Origin of the sequence: Streptomyces sp. 11-1-2, from assembly GCF_003595545.1 — a bacterium.
GTDB lineage: Bacteria > Actinomycetota > Actinomycetes > Streptomycetales > Streptomycetaceae > Streptomyces > Streptomyces hygroscopicus_B.
The window spans coordinates 9438643-9460911 of sequence record NZ_CP022545.1; the positions used below are offsets into that span (position 1 = coordinate 9438643).

Annotated in this window: 9 protein-coding genes; 4 read left to right on the top strand and 5 right to left on the bottom strand. The window is 73.4% G+C overall.

What is annotated here, in order from left to right; genetic code table 11:
* The first annotated feature begins 41 nt into the window (after positions 1 to 41).
* From CGL27_RS40635 to CGL27_RS40650, 4 genes are all read left to right on the top strand, one after another.
* Complete coding sequence (locus CGL27_RS40635) at positions 42 to 857, top strand: SAM-dependent methyltransferase (RefSeq protein ID WP_078639599.1); 816 nt, start codon at positions 42 to 44, stop codon at positions 855 to 857.
* Positions 858 to 1176: 319 nt separating this feature from the next.
* Positions 1177 to 13941 carry a non-ribosomal peptide synthetase gene (locus CGL27_RS40640; RefSeq protein ID WP_119992517.1) on the top strand — a complete coding sequence of 4255 codons (12765 nt, stop codon included), beginning with the start codon at positions 1177 to 1179 and terminating at the stop codon, positions 13939 to 13941.
* A complete protein-coding gene (locus tag CGL27_RS40645; RefSeq protein ID WP_119992518.1) occupies positions 13938 to 15989 on the top strand; it encodes a class I adenylate-forming enzyme family protein in 2052 nt (683 codons plus the stop codon). The genes CGL27_RS40640 and CGL27_RS40645 overlap by 4 nt, the downstream gene beginning before the upstream one ends.
* Position 15990: 1 nt before the next feature.
* A complete protein-coding gene (locus CGL27_RS40650; RefSeq protein ID WP_078639596.1) occupies positions 15991 to 16557 on the top strand; it encodes a cupin domain-containing protein in 567 nt (188 codons plus the stop codon).
* Positions 16558 to 16579: 22 nt separating this feature from the next.
* Here CGL27_RS40650 and CGL27_RS40655 read toward each other — a convergent pair whose 3' ends face one another.
* The 5 genes from CGL27_RS40655 to CGL27_RS40675 all read right to left on the bottom strand — a co-directional run bounded on the left by CGL27_RS40655 (position 16580) and on the right by CGL27_RS40675 (position 22226).
* The gene (locus tag CGL27_RS40655) at positions 16580 to 17923 is read right to left on the bottom strand and encodes an MFS transporter (protein ID WP_119992519.1); all 1344 of its coding nucleotides are present in this window, start codon (positions 17921 to 17923) and stop codon (positions 16580 to 16582) included.
* A gap of 35 nt (positions 17924 to 17958) precedes the next feature.
* Positions 17959 to 18429, bottom strand: a complete 471-nt coding sequence (locus CGL27_RS40660) for an RpiB/LacA/LacB family sugar-phosphate isomerase (RefSeq protein WP_119992520.1) — start codon at positions 18427 to 18429, stop codon at positions 17959 to 17961.
* A gap of 145 nt (positions 18430 to 18574) precedes the next feature.
* Positions 18575 to 19609, bottom strand: coding sequence for a LacI family DNA-binding transcriptional regulator (locus CGL27_RS40665; RefSeq protein ID WP_119992521.1), 1035 nt, complete (start codon positions 19607 to 19609; stop codon positions 18575 to 18577).
* A gap of 248 nt (positions 19610 to 19857) precedes the next feature.
* Positions 19858 to 20550, bottom strand: a complete 693-nt coding sequence (locus CGL27_RS40670; RefSeq protein WP_078639594.1) for a response regulator — start codon at positions 20548 to 20550, stop codon at positions 19858 to 19860.
* Positions 20547 to 22226 (bottom strand): ATP-binding protein, encoded by a 1680-nt coding sequence (locus CGL27_RS40675; RefSeq protein ID WP_119992522.1) that lies wholly within the window; start codon positions 22224 to 22226, stop codon positions 20547 to 20549. Before CGL27_RS40675 ends, CGL27_RS40670 begins: the two co-directional genes overlap by 4 nt.
* Positions 22227 to 22269: the final 43 nt, after the last annotated feature.

Below are 22269 nucleotides of genomic sequence, written 5' to 3' on the forward strand. Positions count from 1 at the left end.
CACACCGACAGCGAACTGACGATCCACTGGGAGGGGACGCCTTGAGCGACAACGGATGGTCGGCCGACCGCATCGACACCGAGAGCGCGCATTCGGCACGTATCTACGACTACATCCTCGGCGGTAAGGACTACTACCCGGCCGACAAGGAAGCGGGCATCGCCATGGCCCGGGAGTGGCCCGCACTCCCGATCCATATGCGGGCCAACCGCGACTTCATGAACCGGGCCGTGCGATATCTGGCCGAAGAGGCGGGGATCCGGCAGTTCCTCGACATCGGGACCGGCATCCCGACCTCGCCCAACCTCCATGAGATCGCCCAGGCGGTCGCCCCGGACTCCCGGGTCGTCTACGTGGACAACGACCCCATCGTCCTCACCCTCTCCCAGGGGCTGCTCGCCAGCACGCCCGAGGGCAGGACCGCCTACGTCGAGGCGGACATGTGCGAGCCCGCCTCCATCCTCAAGGCTCCCGAGCTCCGCGAGACCCTCGACCTCGGCCGTCCGGTCGCCCTGACGGTCATCGCCATCGTGCACTTCGTCCTGGACAAGGACGACGCGTACGGAATCGTCAACCGCCTCCTGGAGCCGCTGCCCTCCGGAAGCTATCTGGCGATGTCCATCGGCACCGCCGACTTCGCGCCGGACGAGGTGGCCCGGGTCGCCCGCGAGTACGCGGCCCGCGACATGCCCATGCGGCTGCGCACCGAGGCCGAGGCCGAGCGGTTCTTCGACGGCCTCGACCTGGTCGAGCCCGGCCTCACCCAGGTCCACAAGTGGCGCCCGGACGGCACCTCCACCGAAACCATCAAGGACGAGGACATCGCCATGTACGGGGCGGTGGCCCGCAAGCCCTGAGGTCGTTCCTTCGGTTTCTTCCACTTCTTCCACGGGCCCGTCGGTGCGGGCGGCCGCGTCATCGCGGCCCGCACCGGCGGGCCCGGCGCCGTGTCCGGGCCCGGCGGACGCATCCCGGCTCCGGCTTGGCCTGAACCGTACCCAGTCACATTGCCATTGCTTTGCGATGCCTTTACTTGCCTGTTAGTCTCGGCGACCGGACAAGATCGGAGAGCCGCCGACCGACCACCGTTCCCGAACCATCCGACGACCGACGCGATCGCCCTGTGAAGCCACTGCTACGTTGAGGTCGTCGCACGGCGACCGGGCGGGAAACCCGATGGCCCTGGACGAAACCGGCACCGAACTCCCCGTTTCCGAGGCCCAGTCGGGCGTATGGCTGGCCGAGCGCTCCTGGCCCGACCTGTCCTCGCCCTATCTCTGGGGTGAGTACACCGACATCACCGGAGCGCTCGACACCGACGTCCTCGTGGCCGCCGTACGGCAGGCCGTGCGCGAGACCGAAGCGCTGCACGTCCGCTTCATCGAGGCGCCGGACGGCCGGCCGGTCCAGCGCGTGACGAGCCCGCGCTCCGTGTCCTTACCCGTGCGCGACCTGCGGCAGGAGGCCGAGCCGCACGCGACGGCCCTCGGCTGGATGCGCGAGGAGCTGTCCCGGCCCGTCGACCTGGCCGAGGGCGAGCTGTTCGACGGCGCCGTCCTGCGGATCGGCGACCAGCGGCATCTGCTGTTCCACCGGGTGCACCACATCGCCCTCGACGGCTTCGGCATGACCCTCCTCTCACGGCGCGTCGCCGAGCTCTACGACAGCCTCCTGCGCGGCGGCCCGATACCCGCGAACGGCTGGAGCCCGCTGCGCGCCGCTCTGGAGGAGGACCGCGCCTACCACGCCTCGCCGCGCTGGGAAGCCGACCGGCGGTGGTGGCTCGGCCGGATGGAAGGGCGTCCGGAGTTCCTGAGCCTGGCCGCGCGCCCGGCCCCGGTGCCCGCGGGCTCGCTGCGGCGGACCAGCATCGTGCCCGAAGCGGAGTTCGCCCAACTGCGGTCGGCAGCAAGGGAGATTGGGCAGCGCTGGTCGCGGCTCGTCGTCGCCGCGACCGCCGTCTTCGCCCACGCGATGACCGGCAGCCGCGATGTCGTGCTCAGCCTGCCGGTCACCGGACGGGTCAGCGAGCAGAGCCGTCGCGTGCCCGGCATGGCGGCGAACGTGCTGCCCCTGCGCCTGCGGGTCGACCCCGCCGCCCCCTTCGCGGACCTGGCCGCCCGGGCCGACGAGGAGATCGCGCTCGTCCAGCGGCACCAGCGCTACCGGGGTGAGCGACTGCGCCGCGATCTGGGCTACCCCGAGGACGGCCGCCGCTTCTTCGGGCCCGTGCTGAACATCCAGCGCTTCGCCTACGGCCTGCGCTTCGGATCCGCCACCGCCACCGTGCACAACGTCCAGGCGCCGCCCTCGGAGGACCTGTCCCTGGTGGCGTACGACCGCGGCGACGGACCGCTCACCATCGACGCCGACGCCAACCCGGCCAACCACTCCCCGGAGCTGCTGCGCGAGGCGGGTGAAAGGTTCCTGCGGGTGCTGCGCCAGGCCGCCGCCCGCCCGGGCCGGACCCGCGTGGCGCGCTATGCCGTCACCTCGGCCGCCGAACGCGACCGGCTCCGGACGGCGGGCACCGGGCCGCGGCAGCGGACCACCGGCCCGGCGCGGACGGCCCTCGGGTGGTTTCAGGCCCATGTGGCCCGCGCCCCTGGGGCGTTCGCCGTGCGTTCCGCCGCGACCGGCGAGCGGCTCACCTACCGGGAGCTCGACGCCCGGGCGAACGCCGTCGCGGCCCTGCTGACCGCGGCGGGCGTCACCGCCGAGACACCCGTGGGCCTGCTCGTCGAGCGTTCGCCGGATCTCGTGGTCGCGGTGCTGGGGGTCGTCAAGGCGGGGGCCGCGTATCTGCCGCTGCACCGCGAGGACGGACGGGGCCGCCTGACCGCGATCGCCGCCGGTGCGGGGGCGCGGTTCCTGATCACCGACGCCACGACCCGGGACGACGACATCGCCGTGTGGTTCCGCGCCAGGGGGCATCGCACCTTCGTCCTCGGCGATTTCGTCCTCGGCGATGAGCGACCCGCTCCGGAGCATGGCGCGGGGGACGTGGCCTCGTATCACGGCCCGGGGGCTGTGGTCCCGGATCACGGTGCGAGGGCTGTGCCCCAGGATGACGGTGTGGGGGCCGTGGTCCCGGATCACCGCCCGGCGGCCGTGCACCCGGAGCACCTCGCATGCGTGATGTTCACCTCGGGCTCGACCGGCGCCCCGAAGGGCGTCGCCATCACCCATGACAATCTCGTACGGCTCGCCGCCGACCGCTGGTGGACCGAGGGCGGCGCGGAGCGGGTGCTGCTGCACTCCCCGCACGCCTTCGACGCGCTCACCCTGGAACTGTGGGTGCCGCTGCTCACCGGTGGCGAGATCGTCATCGCGCCACCGGGCCGGACGGACATCGGTGTCCTGCGTGACGTCATCGCCGCGCACCGGGTCACCGGCCTGTGGCTGACGGCGGGCCTGTTCGCGGCGGTCGCCGAGGAGGACCCCGGTTGCCTCGCCGGCGTCCGCCAGGTGTGGACCGGCGGCGACGTGGTCGCCCCCGAGGCCGTACGGCGCGTCCGCACCGCGCGCCCCGCCCCCGCCGTCATCAACGGCTACGGACCCACCGAGACCACCGTCTTCGCCACCCGGCACCCGGTGGACCACCTCCCGGCCGAGGCCACGTCGGTGCCGGTCGGCACCGCGCTCGACGGCACTCGGGTGCACCTCCTGGACGACGCGCTGCGCCCCGTCCCGCCCGGCGTCACCGGGGAGGTCCACCTCTCCGGGGCCGGGCTGGCGCGCGGTTACCTCGGGGCACCGGCCCGCACCGCGGAGCGCTTCGTGGCCTGCCCGTTCGGCCCTCCCGGCGCCCGTATGTACCGCACCGGAGACCTCGCCCGCTGGAACCCGGACGGAACCCTGGACTTCGTCGGCCGTGCCGACAGCCAGGTCAAACTGCGCGGCTATCGCGTCGAACCCGGCGAGATCGACGACGCGTTGTGCCGCCACCCCGCCGTGACGCGCGCCGCCACCGTGCTCCGCGAGGACCGGCCGGGCGAGCGCAGGCTGGTGTCGTACGTCGTCACCGGACAGCGGGAAACCGTGCGGTCGGGAACCGTGCGGTCGGGAACGGCACACCCCCGGACCGTGCCCCTGGGCGTGGGTGTGGACGTTGACGCGGACGTTGATGCGGGCGTGGATGTGGACATCGACATCGACATCGACATCGACATCGATGCCGACGTCGACGCGCTGAAGCGCCACGCCGCCGACCACCTGCCCGCGTTCATGGTGCCCTCGGTGATCGTCCCGGTTGAACGGCTGCCGCTCACCCGCAACGGCAAGCTCGACCGCGCCGCCCTGCCTGCCCCGCCCGCCCCGCCGCCGGACCGCGCGGCCACGGGTGGGCCCCGGACGCCTGCGGAGGAGACGCTCGCCGCGCTGTTCCGCGAGGTGCTGGGCGAGCCGGACATTCCGCCGGACAAGGGCTTCTTCGCACTGGGCGGCGACAGCATCCTGGCGATCCACCTGGTCAGCCGGGCCAGGCGGGCCGGTCTCCCGCTCACCTCCCAGGACGTCTTCCGCCACCCCACGGTCGCCGAACTGGCCGCGGCGCTGACCGACCGGCCCCTGCCGCCCATCGTTCCGAGCGAGGGCGGCGCGGACCCGACGGTGGAGCCGACGCCGGTGATGCACTGGCTGCGTGAACGTGGCGGCTCTGTCACCGGGTTCGCGCAGTCGATGGCGCTGCGCACCCCCGCCGGGCTCGATGTGCCCAGGCTGCTCACCCTCCTCGAAGCGCTGCTCGACCGGCACGACATGCTGCGCCTCCGGCTGGTGGCGCGGGACTCCTCCTGGGAGCTGCGGACCGAACCCCGTGGCCGGATCGCACTGGTCCGGCACGACGTGGCCGGTGTGGACCGGCAGGCGCTGGAGGCCGCCGTACGGGAGCACGCCGCGCGGGCCGGAGAGCGGCTGGACCCCGTGGAGGGGCGCGTCGTGCACGCGGAGTGGTTCGACGCCGGAGCCGATCTGCCCGGCACTCTCGTTCTCACCGTGCACCACCTCGCCGTCGACGGGGTGTCGTGGCGGATCATGCTCGACGACCTGCGCGACGGCTGGCGCGCGCTGGCCACCGGCCGGACCCCGGCACCGCAGGCGGTCGGCACGGCGTTCGGGAGGTGGAGCAGGGCGCTGGCGGCGCATGCCCGGGACGCGTCGGTCCTGGCCGAACTCCCGTACTGGACCCAGGTCGCCAACGCGGTGAGCCACCTCCGGGCCGAGCCGCTGCCGGACCCGGCGCGGGACACCGAAGCCACGCGACGCCACCACACCCGCACCCTTCCGGCCGCGCTGACCGCGGCCCTGGCGGACCGCGCCACCGGCGCGTTCGGCGCCTCGCTGAACGACCTGCTGCTGACCGCGTTCGTCCGGGCCGTCGCCGACTGGCGGGGCGCGGATGAGACGGCCGTCGGCCTGGACCTGGAAGGCCACGGCCGGGAGGAGTTCGCCGCCGGTCTCGAACTGTCGCGTACGGTCGGCTGGTTCACCATCATTCACCCGTTGCTGCTCGACGCGGGGGACGGGGACACGCCCTGGGACGTTGCCGTGGCCCGGGTCCGCGCGGCACTGCGCGACGTACCGGCCCACGGCCTCGGCTACGGCCTGCTGCGCCACCTCAACCCGGAAACCGCCACCCGGCTGGCCGCACCGGCACCGCCCCCGATCGCCTTCAACTACCTCGGCCGCTTCGAGGCGGACGGCGAGCGGGACTGGAGCCCGGACGGGAGCGTCCTCGCGTCCAGCGCGTCGCCGGATCTGCCGCTGGCGCACGCCGTCGAACTCGACTCCGTCATCGTCGACCACCCCGAAGGCCCCCGGCTCACCGCCATGTGGTCCTGGGCCGGTCGCCTGCTGGACGACGCGCACATGGCGGACCTGGCGGGGCGCTGGTTCGACCACCTCGCGGCTCTGGCCGCCGATGCGGACGAGCGACCCACCGCGCCCGCGGTGGCCGAGCGAACCGCGGTGGGCGAGCGACCCGTGGCGTCCGCGGTGGACCGTGCGGGCGAGGCGTTGCCGCTGTCGCCCCTCGCCCAAGGGCTGCTGTTCCACTCCCTCTACGATCGCGACGAGGGGGACGAAAGCGGTGCCGACGGCGGCGGCGCCGACCCCTATCTCGTCCAGTTCGTCTTCGAGCTGACCGGCGAACTCGACGCCACAGCGCTGCGCGAGGCCCTGCGTGCGCTGCTGCACCGGCATCCGAACCTGGCCGCCGGGTTCCGGCCGGACGCCGTCGGCAGGCCCGTGCAGACGGTGCCGGACCGGATCGACGTTCCGTGGCGGGAGGAGCGGGTGGCGTCTCCCGCGGAGGAGGCCGCCTTCCTCGACCGGGACCGGCGTCTGCGGTTCGACCTCACCGACCCGCCCGCGCTGCGCGCCACCTACCTGCGGGCCGCCGGGCAGCGGCACGTCTTCGTACTGACGGCCCATCACATCCTGCTGGACGGCTGGTCCTGGCCGATAGCGGTCCGGGAGCTCTTCACCCTCTACGCGGGCGGAACACCCCCGGCCGCCACGCCGTACCGCGCCTACCTGGACTGGCTCGCCACGCGCGATGCCGAGGCCGACGAGGCCGCGTGGCGCGGTGTCCTGTCCGGGCTGGACGGCCCCACCCTGGTCGGTGGGGAGCTGGGCCGGGGCAGCGCCGACCACGGCCAGGCCGACGCCGAGCTGGATGCCGGAGTGACGGACGAGCTGCGGCGGGCGGCCCGTGCCCACGGGCTGACCGTCAACACGCTCGTACGGCTCGGCTGGGCGATGCTGCTGGGCGCCCACACCGGCCGTGACGACGTCGTCTTCGGCGCCACGGTCTCCGGCCGCCCGCCCGAGCTGCCCGGTGTGGAGAACATCGTCGGCCTGCTGATCAACACCATCCCGGTCCGAGTCCGCCTCGATCCCTCCCGAACCGTCGAGGAGACGCTGCGCGCGCTGCGGGATCAGCAGCTCGCCGTCGTCGAGCACCAGCACGCCGATCTCACCCGGCTCCAGCGCCTGGCCGGACACGGCGAACTCTTCGACAGCCTGGTCGTGTTCGAGAACTACCCCCTCGACGCCGATGTCCTGCGGGATGTGGCGCCCGGCATCGAGATCACCGGGCTGCGGGTGATGGACGGTACGCACTACCCGCTGTCGCTCATCGTCCTGCCCGGCGACGGAACGCGACTTGGCCTGCGGCTCGACCACGACACCGGGGTCCTCGACGCGGACGCCGCCCGGCGTCTGCTGGACCGGCTCGGCGCGCTGCTTCACCGTATCGCCGCCGCGCCCGGCGCCCGGCTCGCCGACATCGACCTCCTGCTGCCGCACGAGCGGCCGCCCCGGGCCCCGGCCGCCGAGCGGGCACCGGCCGCCGAGCGGGCCCCGGGCCGGACCCTGCCCGGGCTGTTCGAGGCGCGGGCCGCGATGCGTCCCGACGCTCCCGCACTGACCGACGGCGACCGCACCCTCACCTACCGGCAGGTGAACGAACGGGCCAACCGCCTCGCGCGGGTGCTCGTGGCCCGCGGCGCGGGCCCGGACCGGCTCGTCGCCCTCGCCCTGCCACGCGGCGCCGATCTGGTGACCGCCGTCCTCGCCGTGCTCAAGTCCGGCGCGGGCTATCTGCCGCTGGACCCGGCCACCCCGCCCGAGCGCGTGCGACACGTGCTGGGCGAAGCCCGCCCGCCCCTGGCTCTGACGACGGCCGAATCCGCCGCCGTACTGCCGTCCGGCCAGGACCGGTTGCTGCTGGACGACCCGGAGACGGCCGCCGCCCTGGCCACGGGCCCGGCCGGTGACCTCGGCCGGTGCACCGACCCGCACACCACCGCCTACGTCATCCACACCTCCGGCTCGACCGGCACCCCCAAGGGCGTCGTGGTCACGCACGACAACGTCGTACGGCTGCTGGACACCACCGATGAGCGGTTCGGCTTCGGGCCGGACGATGTGCACGCCCTGTTCCACTCGTACGCCTTCGACGTGTCCGTGTGGGAGCTGTGGGCGGCCCTCGGCCGTGGCGGGCGGCTCGTCATCGTGCCGCACACGGTCAGCCGGTCGCCGCGCGAGATGTGGCGGCTGCTCGTCCGCGAACGGGTCACCGCCCTGTGCCAGACGCCGTCGGCCTTCTACCAACTCGCCCAGGCGGAAGCCGACATGGCGCGGGAGGCCGACGGCCCGCCCCGGCACGCGCTGCGCGTCGTGGTCTTCGCCGGAGAGGCGCTGGACCCACGCCGGATCCGCGACTGGTATCCCGATGGCCCCGGCCCGCACGGCCGCCCCCGGCTGGTGAACATGTACGGCATCACCGAGACCACCGTGCACTCCACGTACGCCGAGCTGACCGACCCGGCCGACACCCGCGGCGCCATCGGCGAACCGCTCGCCGACCTGCGTCTGCACCTGCTCGACCATGCGCTACGGCCGGTGCCGCCCGGCTGCCCCGGCGAGATCTACCTCTCCGGCCCCGGTGTGACCCGGGGCTACCTGGGACGGTCGGCTCTGACCGCGACCCGTTTCGTGGCCGACCCCTTCGGCCCGCCCGGCGCCCGGATGTACCGATCGGGAGACCTGGCGCGCCGGTGGCAGGACGGCACCCTGGAGTACCTGGGCCGCACCGACCAGCAGGTGAAGGTGCGCGGTTTCCGGATCGAACCGGGCGAGATCGAGGCCGTCCTGGAGCGCCACCCCGACGTCGTTCAGGCCGCGGTCATCGCCCAGGACGCCGAGGACGCCCAGGACGACGGCAGGGGCAACGGCGCGGGTGGCGTACGGCTCGTGGCGTACGCCGTCCCCGCGACGGCGGACACCCGCCTCGACCCCGCCGCCCTGCGCCACCACGCCGCCCGCCACTTGCCCGGATACATGGTGCCCGGCTTCGTGGTGGCGATCGCCCGGCTGCCGCTGACCCGCAACGGCAAGCTCGACCGGCGCGCCCTGCCCGCACCCACCGAGGGACTGCGGACCGGGGCCGGACGGGCGCCCGCCACCGAGCTGGAGCGGTTCCTGTGCCGCGCCTTCGCCGAAACGCTCGGCGTGCCCGAAGTCGGCGTGGACGACGGCTTCTTCGACCTCGGCGGCCACTCGCTGCTCGCCACCCAGCTCATCAACAAGATCCGCGCGGGCCTCGGCATCGACCTCGCCATCCGCACGCTGTTCGACGCGCCCACCGTGGCCGCGCTCGCCCCGCGTGTCATCGCGCGGCGCGAGCCCCGCCGGGCGTCGGCCGGACGTCCGGCGGTGCGCCCGCCGTTGCGCCCCGGGCTGCGGCCGGACCGTGTCCCGCTGTCGTTCGCCCAGCGCCGCCTGTGGTTCCTCTACCACTTCGAGGAGGGCGGTCCGACGTACCACATGCCCTTCGCCTTCACGCTCGACGGCCCGCTGGACACCGAGGCGCTGCGCGCCGCGCTCATGGATGTCCTGACGCGCCACGAGATCCTGCGCACCGTGGTGGAGGTCCACGACGGCGAGCCCTGGCAGCGCCCCACCACTCCCGTCGAGCCGCCCTTCGCGACGGTGTCGCTGGACGAGGCGGACGGGTACGGCGCCGATGAAGCGCGCCTCGTCGAGCGGCTCGCCGCCGACGCCGCCCGCCCCTTCGATCTGACCGCGGAACTGCCCCTGCGGGCAACGCTGTACGCGCTGGGCCCCGACCGGCACGCGCTGCTTCTGCTGCCCCACCACATCGCCGCCGACGGCTGGTCGCTGACCCCGCTCACCCGCGATCTGTCGGCCGCCTACCGGGCCAGGGCCACCGGCACCGCCCCCCGGTGGGAGCCGCTGCCCGCGCAGTACTCGGACTTCGCCCTCTGGCAGCGGGAGTTGCCCACCGACGCCGCCGCCGCGTACTGGACGCGCGCCCTGAGCGGCATCCCGCAGGTGCTGCCGCTGCCCGCCGACCACCCGCGCCCGCCGACCATCTCGCACCGCGGCGGCACCGTCGAGCTGACCCTGGACGCCGAACTGCACCGTGGGCTCACCGCCCTCGCCCGCGAACACGAGGCGAGCATGTTCATGGTGCTGCACGCCGGGCTCGCCGCCCTGCTGTCCGGGCTCGGCGCGGGCGAGGACATCCCGATCGGCACGGCGGTCGGGGGCCGCCACGACGCGGCACTGCACGACACCATCGGCTGCTTCGTCAACACGCTGGTCCTGCGCACCGACCTGTCGGGGACCCCCTCCTTCGCCACGTTGCTGCGCCGGGTGCGCGCGGCCGATCTGGACGCCTTCGACCACCAGGAGCTGCCGTTCGAGCAGTTGGTGAAGCTCCTCAATCCGCCGCGGTCCACCGCGCACCACCCCGTCTTCCAGGTGATGCTGGCCTTCCAGGACACCGGGAGCGCCGACATCGACCTGCCGGGGATCACCGCGCGGCAGGTACCGGTGCACGGCGACCGGGCCCGCCTGGACCTGCTGTGGAGCCTGCGGCAGGAGTACGACGGGACCGGCGCGCCCGCGGGCGTGACCGGGGTGCTGGAGTACAACGCCGACCTGTTCACCCGGGGAACGGCGGACGCCCTGAACGAGCGGCTGGCCAGGCTGCTCCGCGCCGCCGTGACCGACCCCGACCGGGCCATCGCGGACCTGCCCCTGCTCACGGAGGACGAGGAGCGACGGACCGTCACCGCCTGGAATGACACCGCCTGGAACGACACCGCCTGGAACGACATCACCTGGAGCGACGCCGCGCACGAGGCGGCCGGGGCGGCAGGCGTGGTCGAGCTGTTCGCGGCCCAGGCCCGCCGTACCCCGAACGCGCCCGCCGTGATCGGGGCCACGGAGACCCTGGACTTCCGGCAGCTCTCCGAACGGGTCGCGGACCTCGCCCGGACGCTTGCGGACCGTGGCGCGGGCCCCGGCCGGTTGGTCGCCGTCGGGCTGCCGCGCGACACCGGCCTGATCACCGCGTGCCTGGCCGTGCTGGCCTCCGGCGCCGCCTATCTGCCCTTCGACCCCGACCTGCCGCCCGAACGGATCGACGCCCTGCTCGCCGACGCCCGCCCCGCCCTCGTTCTGTGCGCGGCGGACATGCGGGCCGTGGCCACTGGCGCTGCGGCCACCGGCACGCCGGGCATGGGCACTCCGGGCACCGAGGCCCTAGGCACCGGGGCTCTGGCCACTGGCACTCGGGACGTCGAGGCCCTGGCCATCGAGGCCCCGGGCACTGGCACTCGGGACGTCGAGGCCCTGGCCATCGAGGCCCCGGGCACCGGAGCCTCGGGCGCCGAGGCCCCGGGCGCGGGCACTTCGGGCAGCGAGGCCGTGGGCACTGAGGCCCTGGTCACTGGCACTCGGGACGTCGAAGCCCTGGCCAGCGAGGCTGCGGCCACGGGCACTCCGGGCATCGAGGGTCCGGCCAGCGAGGCTGCGGCCACGGGCACTCCGGGCATCGAGGGTCCGGCCAGCGAGGCTGCGGCCACGGGCACTCCGGGCATCGAGGGTCCGGCCAGCGAGGCTGCGGCCACGGGCACTCCGGGCATCGAGGGTCCGGCCAGCGAGGCCCCGGCCACCGGCACTCCGGGCATCGAGGCCCCGGGTACCGACCCCGCGGGCACTGCCCCCGCGGCCAGCGGCGTTGCGGGTACCACCCGCGGCCCGGCCACCACCCGCGCCCCGAAACCCACCGGCGAGCCTTGGGCCATCACCGCCGGGCCGGTCACGCCGTTCGGCCCCGCCCGGCTGCCCGCCGACGCCGCCTACGCGATCCACACCTCCGGCTCCACCGGCCACCCAAAAGCCGTCGTCGTCCCGCGCCCGGCGCTGACCAACCTGCTGGCCACGATGCGCGAACGACTCGGTGTCCGCGCCGGTGACCGCGTCCTGGCAGCCGCCCCGGCCGGCTTCGACATGTCGGTGCCCGAGCTGTTCCTCGGCCCCGTCACCGGCGCCGCCACGGTGGTCGCCGACGCCGCGACGCTCCGTGACCCGGACGCCCTGCTCGCCTTCCTGGCCCGGCACCGCGTCACGGTCATGCAGGCCACCCCCTCGCGCTGGGAGACCCTGGCGGCCCGGCGGCCCGCCGTGCTGCACGGCATGCGCGCGGTGATCGGCGGTGAGTCCGTCCCCGGCCCGCTCGCCGAGACCCTCACCGGCCTCGGCTGCCGTCTGCTCGCCTGCTACGGCCCCACCGAGACCACCGTCTGGTCCGCCTGCCACCCCGTCACCGGTCCTCAGGAGCCCGGTGTTCCCCTGGGCCGCCCCGTCGCCAACACCCGCGCGTACGTTCTCAACCACCGGCTGCGACCCGTGCCGCCCGGCGCCATCGGTGAGCTGTACCTGGCCGGGGCGGGCGTCGCCCACGGCTATCTGCACCGTCCGTCGCTCACCGCGTGGCGCTTCGTCGCCGACCCCTTCGGCCCGCCCGGCACCCGCATGTACCGCACCGGCGATCTGGCCTCCTGGCGGGCCGACGGCACCCTGCGCTTCCACGGCCGCGACGACGACCAGATCAAACTGCGCGGCCACCGCATCGAACTCGGCGAGATCGAGGCCGCGTTGGCGGCGCACCCCCAAGTGCGGGCCGCCGCCGCGGCGGTGCGGGACGTGGGTCCCGACGACCGGCGGCTGGTTGGCTACCTCGTGCCCCAATCCGCCGGAACCGGCCTCGCCGCCGCCGGCCTCGCCGGGGCCGATCCCGCCGGGGCCGACCTCGACCTCGACTCCGTACGCGACCACCTGGCCGCGCGGCTGCCCGGCTACATGCTGCCCGCCCGGCTCCATCCCCTCGACCGCCTTCCGCTCACCCGGAACGGCAAGGTGGACCGGAGCGCGCTGCCCGAGCCCGAATGGGGCCGCGGCACCCGCGGCCGGGCGCCGGGCACGCTGCGGGAGGAGGCGCTGTGCCGACTGTTCGCCGAGGTGCTCGGCCTGCCCCGGATCGGGGCCACGGACAGCTTCTTCGAACTGGGCGGGCACTCGCTGAGCGCCACCCGGCTCGCCTCCCGGATCCACGAGGTGCTCGGCCTGCGGCCCACCATCCGCGACCTGTTCGAAGCGACCACCCCGGCCGCTCTCGCCGCACGTCTCGACGACGGCACGCCCACGACCCGGGGCCACCTCATCGCGTACCGCGCCGGCGGCGAAGCGGCGCCGGTGTTCTGTGTGCACCCCCTGAGCGGCCTCGGCTGGCTGTACGCCGGGCTGCTGCACCACGTCGACCGCGCGCATCCGCTCTACGCCCTCCGGGGCGAGGGCCCCGGCGGCATCCGCCAACTGCCCTCCAGCGTCGAGGAGATGGCCGAGATCTACGTCGACGAACTGCGGTCGGTGCGCCCGCACGGCCCGTACCACCTGATCGGCTGGTCCTTCGGCGGTCTCGTCGCCCACGCCATGGCAGTACGGCTGCGGGAGCTGGGCGTCGAGCCAGGGCTGGTCTGCGTCGTCGACACCCTGCCGCCGCGCCCCGACGACGGACCGGGCGACGGACCCGGCCACGGACCCGACGACGGGCCCGGGGAGCGCATCGACGAGGAGCGGATCCACCGCATCCTGCTGACCGCGGCCGGATACGACGAGGGGCGATTCCCGCCCGGCGAAACGGACTTCGCCACGGTCACCGCCGCGCTCCGCGCCGAGGGCAGTGTGCTCGCCACTCTCACCGAGGAGGACATCGGCCGCGTCGTCGCGGTCTCCAAGAACAACGCCCGGCTCCTGCGGGACTACCGGCCACCCGTCCTGGACGGCGATGCCGTCCACGTGGCGGGCGCCGGAAACCGCCCGTCGCTGCGAGAGGCGTGGCGTCCGCTGGTCACCGGCGCGCTCACCGTCCACGAAGTCGACCGCGACCACGAACGGATCATGCAGCCCCAGCACATCGGCGACTTCGGCCGGATCCTCGCCGACGAACTGCACCGAGTGGAAGGGTCACGCCGAGTAGAGGGGCCACGACCCGTCGGGGAGCCGCGCCGAGCCGAGAGGGCGCGACGATACGAGCGCACCGCCCGAGGGACGGAGAACCCATGACATCTGTGGCGCACCGAGCCCCGCTGGACACCACGGAACTGGCACGGCGCTTCCGGGCACCGCTGCACGGCCTGGAGGAGCTGCCGCCCGGCGCCCGCGTCGTCATCCGGCTCCCGCATGGCGAGCCGCTGGCCGGGGCCCTCCTTACCTGCTTCGACCTGGGGCTGGTGGCCGTACCGCGCCATCCGCGCAGCTCCGATGCGGAGCTGGCCGACACCGTACGGCGCGTGGACGCCTCGGCGGTCATCGACGCATCCCGCGACCGCGCGCAGGCGCTCCGCGCGCGGATCCTTCCCGGGGCCCCGGCCGATCCCGGGGGAGCGGACCTGGCGTTCATCATGTTCACCTCCGGATCCACCGGCACCCCCAAGGGCGTGATGCTCAGCCGCCGCGCCGTCCTCGGCAACGCCACCAAGACGGCGCGGCTGCACCGCTTCGCCCCCGGCCGTCCGCACGGCACCTGCCTGCCGCTGTACCACTGCAACGCGCTCGTCATGTCGCTCATCGGCACCCACATCACGCACGCCCCGCTGGTCCTGCACACCGCCTTCGACCCGGAAGGCTATCTGCGCGATCTGGCGGCGGGCGGCGCCCGCACCGCCTCGATCGTTCCCGCCCTGCTCACCGAGCTGGTGGAGGCGGGCCCCGGCTGGCCGGACGGCCTGGACTACCTGATCACCGCGGCCGCCCCGCTCACCGGCGACCTCGCCCGGCGCTTCCACCGGCGCTACGGGCCACGACTCCGCCAGGGATACGGGCTCACCGAAGCGGTCAACTTCAGCTTCACCATGCCCGTGTTGACCGAGGAGGACTTCCTGGCGCAGTACCTCGACCGCTTCCCGCCCGTCGGACTCCCGCTGCCCGGCACGGAGGTACGGCTCGCCTCCGGCGAGGTGTGGATCAGAACACCGGACATGATGGACGGCTACTGGCGCGACCCGGGCGGCACCGCCGAGACGCTCACCCCCGACGGCTGGTTGCGCACCGGCGACCTCGGAGAGTTCCGCGACGGACTGCTCGTGCTCAGGGGGCGCGCCAAGGAACGCATCGACCGTGGTGGCGAGAAGCACTATCCGCTGGACGTGGAGCGGATGTGGCACGACGCGGGCCTGCGCGGCCGGTTCGCCGCCGTCCCGGTGGCCGAGACCACTCTCGGCCATGAGGTCGGCCTCGTCATCGACGAGCCTGCCGCCACCACCCTCGACGCGGTGCGGACCGTGTGCGAGCAGGCCGCCCTACGCCCCGCCGCCGTCCGATGGGGCGGCTTCCTGGCCACCGCCACCGGCAAGCCGCAGCGCACCGCGATGGGCGGCACCCTGGCCGTACGGCGGATCTCCGCCGTCCGCTACGAACGACTGCTGCGCTACGCCGCCGCCACCGCCCGGACCCTGCTCGCCACCGGCCCGACGGAGGACGCGTCCTCGTGGGACCTGGACCGTGCCCCGCACCGCGACCCGCACCGCGACCTGCACCGCGCACTGCGCGCGATCGCGCCGTACGCCGCCGACGAACCGGCCCCCACCGGAGACGAGCCGGCCTTCGCCGCGTTCGACTTCCTGCGCGCACACGTGCGCGAGAACGGGATCAGGACGCCCCTGCCGGAGGCGGAGAAGGCGCGGTGGCGTGCGTATCTGCGGTCCCAGTGGCCCCTCTCGGAATACGCCGAACTCGCCGCCGAGATCGTCCAGTCCGCGGCCGAACCCGTCACCGAGGGCGGCGTACCCGCGGCGCCCGGGCCGGTGGAGTTCGGCGCACGGTGGGAGTCCGAGGACGGCACACTGCGACTGCTGCCCCACGCCCCCGCCACCCCCACCCATGCCTCCACCCATGCCTCCACCCATGCCCCCACCACTGCCGACGGCACGCCATGGGCGCTCGACTACCTGTGGCGCCGTCTCGCGGACGACCACGGGACGGCCCGTGCCGACCGCTGGACGTGGGTGCGGTGGCCGCGCCCCGGCCGCCCGGCCACGGTGGGCTTTTCCGTTCTGCGCGCCGGCCGCCATGACCTGGGCGGCGTCGTTTGGGATTCACAACCGAGGGAGTGACATGCCGGAACAGGACACCGAGCCCGCGCTGAAGATCGCGACCTGGGCCACCAGGACGGTGCGCCACCAGCACACCGGACTGCATGTGCAGCATGCTCCGCTGCCCGTGCCGGTCCACGGCACGGCGTCGGCCAGCGGACGCGAACTGGTGACCAACGGGGACATCGGCGCCGACCTGATCCGGCTGCCCGCGGGCGCCGGGTTCGTCCCGCACACCCACCCCGGCCACCACGTCCTGACCGTGGTGGCCGGCATCGGGACCATCACCTACGACGGCCGCATCCACGAAACCCACGCCGGACAGACCTTCCTGATCGAAGGCGACATCCCGCACGCCGTCGGCGCGATCACCGACCATCTGATCCTCGCCGTCGGCTCGCCGCACAAGCGGATCGGCGCGGACGACCGGATGACCCCGGTGGCGTACGAGGAAGTGGTCGCCGACGACGGCGAACTGACCTGCCTGATCTGCCGCCGTACGGCCGGTCCGCCACGCTACCTGCACACCACGGGCTGCCCGCACTGTCCCTGCCGGACGTGTGCGGGCATGCCGGGTCAGGACCGCTAGGCCCGGTCCGTGAGGGCCGCCCTCAGCGGGAAGGATGCCCCGCCCGATCGGCCGGCCGCCGCGGCTGACCGGCCGGGCGGGCCATGCGCTGCCCGGGACCCCAGGTCTCACGGGTGGACAGCACACCGAGAAGTCCCACCAGCGCGATGCACACGTAGAGACCGGCCGGGCCCGCCCAGCCGAAGGACTCCGCGAGCAGCACGGCGAGGAACGGCGCGAAACCGGCCACCGACGCCGCCGTCTGGTAGCCCAGTGAGGCCCCGGACGTGCGGGTGGCGGTGTTGAACAGCTCGGCGAACCAGGCCGCTTGAGTGCCCGTCAGCGCCGCGTGGATCACACCGATGCCGATCAGGAAGATCAGCACGATGAGCACCGGGGCCCCGGAGTTGGCCATCAGGAACATCGGGAAGCCGAAGAGGGCGGCCAGCACACAGGCCACGAGGTAGACCGTGCGGCGGCCCACGCGGTCCGTGAGCGCGCCGGAGAGCACGGTGGTGGCGGTGGCGAGCAGGCTGGCGGTGACCACACCGGCGAGTGCCACGCCACGGTCGCCGGAGTCGCGGTCGGTGATGTAGGAGAGGAGGTAGGTGGCGGTCAGGTAGTAGGCACAGGACTCCACGACGCGCAGGGCGATGATGCGCAGGATGTTGCGCCAGTCCTCGCGCACCACGCTGAGCAGCGGGTTGCGGACGGTGGTGCCCTTCGCCCTGGCGGCCTCGAACTCCGGGGACTCGGTGAGCTTCATCCGGATGACCACTCCGGCCACGATCAGCAGGGCGCTGGCCAGGAAGGGCAGCCGCCAGGCCCAGTCGGAGTCGAGGGTGGAGGAGAGCAGGAAGGCGATGTTGGCGAGCGCGATGCCCAGCGGGTTGCCGGCCTGCGGTATCGCCGAGTACAGGCCGCGGCGGGTGCGGGGCGCGTGCTCGTACGTCATCATCACGGCGCTGCCCCACTCGGCGCCGAACGCCAGCCCCTGAATACAGCGGATGACCACCAGCAGCGCGGGCGCGAACACCCCGACCTGCTCATAGGTGGGCAGCATGCCGATCAGGACGGTGGCGATGCCCATCGTCAGCAGGGCCGCGACCAGGACGGGTTTACGCCCGTGGCGGTCGCCGAGGTAACCGCCGATGGCCCCGCCGATCGGGCGCATCAGAAAGCCGACGCCGAGGGTGACGAAGGCCAGCAGGGTGCCGACCACCGGGTCCGAGTTGGGGAAGAACGCGTCGCCGAAGTACAGGGCGGACGCGGTGCCGTAGGCGACGAAGTCGTAGTTCTCGACGCAGGTGCCGACGGCGGACGCGAGGGCCGTCCGGACGCGTCCACGCGTGGGTGGCGGGGTCGAGGGCGAGGCAGGAGCGCTCATACCGGTCTCCTTCGATCGGAGGTGTGCCAGAGAAGTCAGATGTGGTCGGCGAGCTCGCGGGCCGAGCGCAGTTCCAGGTCGCGGAGCTTGGCCACGCGGCGCACCGTGTCGGCGTCGTCGTCGAACGTCGCGGTCAAGAACGCCTCCAGGACCTCCGTGGCCATGGCCGGTCCGATGAGCCAGGCACCCATGGCGAGCGCGTTGGCGTCGTCGTGCTCGACGGCCTGGTGGGCGGAGTACACGTCATGTCCGAGACCGCATCGAATGCCCGCGATCTTGTTGGCGGCCATCAGCGCGCCCGCGCCCGTCCCGCACACCAGCACGGCGCGGTCGGCTTCCCCGCGGCGTACGGCGTCGCAGGTGGCGAAGGTGATGTCGGGGAAGTCGACGGGGGTTTCGGTGTCGGGGCCGAAGTCGGCCACCTCATGTCCCAGACGTCGCAGCACCTGGCGGACGTGTTCCTTGAGCGCCAGCCCCGCGTGGTCGTTGCCGAGTGCGATGCGCATGGTCAGCCTTTCGTCGTGCGTCGGGCAGGTGAGGGTGGTCCGCGAAGGCCGCGCCGAGGCGGCGGGGCCGCACGGTGGGCGGCTCCGCGGAGTGGGTGTTCGGGCTGTGGGTGTTCGCGCTGTGGGTATGGGTGGGTCGGGGCCGTCAGACGGAGGGGTGGACGGCTGCGGTGTGCGTCGGCCGCGCCGAGGATGACCGGCGGGGGATCAGCCGCATCGGGAGGACGACGGATTCGGCCGTACCGCCGTTGATGACGTCGAGCAGGAGCCGCATCGCGGTCGCCCCTAAGGCGCGGGCGTCGTGGGCCACCACGGTGAGCGGGGGGTCGAGTTCGGCGAACCACTCGATGTCGTCGAAGGCGACCAGGGCCAGATCCTCGCCGATCCGCAGACCGCGTCGGCGCACCTCGCTCACGGCGCCGACCGCCATCAGGCTGTCGGCGGCGAGCAACGCGGTAGGCGGCCGGTGGTTCGCGAGGAGTTTCGCGGCCGCGGTGCCACCGCTCGCCCGGCGGAAGTCGCCCGCCGTGATCAGCGCGGGGTCGTCGTCCAGATGGTGGCGGGCGATCGACTCCAGGAACGCGCTCAGACGCGCCCGCCCGGTGGATACGGACGGCGGTCCGCCGATGTATCCGATACGGGTGTGGCCCTGTTCGGCGAGATGTGCGACGGCGAGCTCGACCCCCTGCGCGTTGTCGGCGGTCACGCTGGGCACATCGAACCCGTCGACGGTGCGGTCCACGAAGACCATCGGCACCCGCGCCTGTTCCAGCGCGCGCAGGTCGCCGCGGCCCGCTCCTTGGGGAGCGATGATGATGCCGTCCACCCGCTGGGTGAGGAACACATCCAGGTAGGTGTCCTGCTGTGCGGTGTCCTCATTGGCGTTGGCCAGCAGCGTGACGTACGACGAGGCGAGCGCGGTCTGTTCGGCGCCGTGGGCGATGTCCGCGAAGAACGGGTTGCGTACGTCGGAGACGAGGAGCCCCACCGCATGGCTGCGCGCCGAACGCAGCGCCTGTGCCCGGGCGTTCATCCGATAGCCGAGCTCGGTGGCCGCCGCCCGCACACGTTCGCGGGCCGCGGGTGAGGTGGCCGAGTGGCCGGAGAGCACCCGCGACGCGGTCCCCACGGAGACACCGGCGCGCGCTGCGACGTCCTTGAGGGTAACGGTGGCGTCCACATGCGGCCTTTCACTGTGTCGGGCTCGTGCGGGTGCGGCGAAGCCGCCGCCCTGGTGGTGAGGTTGGGGGAGGGACAGGGGCGGCGTGGCTCGGAATGAATCCCACTGGAATCGATTCCATGGAATCGATTCCAGTGGGATCTTGGTGGACGCGCCGACCCGCGTCAAGGGTCATGACAAGGCTCGTTCGGCTGTCTCACCCCGGGCCACCCACCGGGCTTGGTGCGAACCGGTGCGGACCGGGGTTGCTACGCCCGCCAGTTGTAGCGGCGCTCCGGGCGGCCGGCGGTGCCGTAGCGCAGGGACACGTCGGCGTTGCCGGTGGCGTGGAAGTACTCCAGGTAACGGCGGGCGCTGACACGGGAGATGCCGATCGCGGTGGCCGCCTCGGCGGCGGAGACGGTGCCGTCCGCCTCGCGGAGGGCGCGCTCGACGAGCTGGGCGGTCTCCACGCTCAGGCCCTTCGGGAGGGCCCCGCCCGCCGGGGGTGCGAACGCCCCGGCCAGGACCCGGTCCACGTCCGCCTGGCCGCGGACGACGGTGGTGAGCAGCCGTCCGCGCTGGGTCGCATAGCGTTCGAGGCGAGGCCGCAGATCCTCGTAGTCGAAGGGCTTGAGGACGTAGTCGACCACGCCCTGGCGGACCGCGCCGCGCACCGCGTCGGCCTCCCGCGCCGCGGTGATCACCATGACGTCGCAGTCGTGCCCGGCGGCGCGCAGCCGGGGGATGACGTCCAGACCGAAGAGGTCCGGCAGATAGAGGTCGAGCAGGACCAGGTCGGGACGGAGCGCGTCGACCGCCTCGATCGCCTGCTCGCCGGTGTGCGCGGTGCCGACGACGCGGAACGGCGCCACCCGCTCCACGAAGGTGCGGTGGACACGGGCCACCATGAAGTCGTCGTCCACGACGAGCACATCGATCGTGCCGGCCGACTCGGTCATCGGGTCGCTCCTTCCGCCACCGCGTCGGCGGGGTGGCTGACGGACATGCGGGCGCTGAACATCGCGCCCTGGGGAGTATTGGTCACCGCGATCTCGCCACCGCGGCGCTCGCAGACGAGCCGGGTGAGGGCGAGCCCGATGCCGCGCTCGCCCTCCCGGGCGGCCTTGGTGGTGAAGCCATGGGCGAAGACCTCCTGGGCGAGTCCGGGGGCGACACCGGGGCCGGAGTCGCGTACCACGATCTCCACACTGGCGTTGTCCTGGCGCAGCTCGACCTCCACCCATGGCTCGTCGCCGTCCCCGCATTCGGCCATGTCCCTGCCCCCGTCGCCGCGCTCGGACGTGGCGGCGTCGATGGCGTTGTCGACCAGGTTGCCGACCACGGTCGCCACATCGGCGGCGTCCTCGGGGGTCAGCCGGTCCAGCGCGGTGCGGTCCGAGAGACGCAGGACCACCTTCCGCTCGGCGGCCTGGGACGCCTTCGCCATCAGCAGCGCGGCCACGGCGGTGTCCCTGACCCGGCGGCCGATGGACATGTCCAGCGACTGGCGGCGCTGGTTCAGCGCCCGGATGTAGCGCACCACCTCCTCCTGCTCGCCGATCTGGATCAGCCCGGAGATGGTGTGGAGCTGGTTGGCGAACTCGTGGGTCTGCGCGCGCAGCAGCTCGGAGGTGCTCCGGAAGGAGCCGATCTCGCGCTCCAGCCTCGCCAGCTCGGTGCGGTCCCGCAGTGTGGTGACGGAGCCGAGCGGCCGTCCGTCCTTGACGACGGTCATCCGGTTCATGACCAGGACGCGGCCGTGCCGGACGACGACCTCGTCCTTCGGGTCCGTCGTCTCCTTCCGCGCCCCGGCCAGCACGTCCAGCAGTCGTCCCTCGATGCCGAGCTCGGCCAGGTTCCGGCCCACGCAGTCCTCGGGCAGGTCCAGCAGCCGTCTGCCCATGTCGTTGACGAGTGTTACCCGATGCTGCGGATCGAGCGCGACAACGCCCTCGGCGATGCCGTACAGCATCGCCTCGCGGTGCTCGGCCAGCCCGGTGATCTCACGCGGCTCCAGCCCGAGCGTCTGCCGTTTGACGCGCCGGGCCAGCAGCCAGGAGCCGACGACGCCGAGCGCGCTGGCGACACCGAGGTAGACGGGCAGGTACGAGGACGCGCCGCTCAGCCGCTGCCACACCGTGGGAGACGCCTCGCCGATCATGACGGTGCCCAGATGCCGCCCCAGGTCGTCGCCCGTCGCACCGAGGACCGGCACCTGGGCCACCAGTTCCCGGCTGCCGTCCCAGTCCAGCGTGCCCGACCAGCCGCGCCCCGCGCCGACCCCCTTGCCCAGCGGCAGCCGGTCGCCGAGCACCGTGGGATTCGTCGAGCTGACGACGCGCCCGTCACCATCGGCCACCGTGACGGACGTCACCCGCGACTGCACCCGGGACGAATACACCAGCGGGGCCAGCGCCTCCGCCGGTGAGGGGCCCACCAGCCGGCTGCGTACCAGCGGCTGGGCGGCCAGTTGCTCGGCGAGCGCACCGACCCGGCGGCCCTCCACCCGGTTGAAGGTGGCTTCCGACTGGGCGAGCGAGACCGCGGCGACCGCCATCAGCACCACCACGACGATGGCGAGCTGCAACACCAGCATCTCGCCCGCGAGCGTTTGACGACGGAACGCGGCGACCACAATGAACTCAATCTCTCCTGCTGACACAACCTGGGCGCAGTTC

Excerpts from the sequence above, each read along its gene's own strand:
- CGL27_RS40640 (WP_119992517.1), top strand. The coding sequence starts at position 1,177 with ATGGCCCTGGACGAAACCGGCACCGAACTCCCCGTTTCCGAGGCCCAG.
- CGL27_RS40645 (WP_119992518.1), top strand. The coding sequence starts at position 13,938 with ATGACATCTGTGGCGCACCGAGCCCCGCTGGACACCACGGAACTGGCA.
- CGL27_RS40650 (WP_078639596.1), top strand. The coding sequence starts at position 15,991 with ATGCCGGAACAGGACACCGAGCCCGCGCTGAAGATCGCGACCTGGGCC.
- CGL27_RS40655 (WP_119992519.1), bottom strand. The coding sequence starts at position 17,923 with ATGAGCGCTCCTGCCTCGCCCTCGACCCCGCCACCCACGCGTGGACGC.
- CGL27_RS40660 (WP_119992520.1), bottom strand. The coding sequence starts at position 18,429 with ATGCGCATCGCACTCGGCAACGACCACGCGGGGCTGGCGCTCAAGGAA.
- CGL27_RS40670 (WP_078639594.1), bottom strand. The coding sequence starts at position 20,550 with ATGACCGAGTCGGCCGGCACGATCGATGTGCTCGTCGTGGACGACGAC.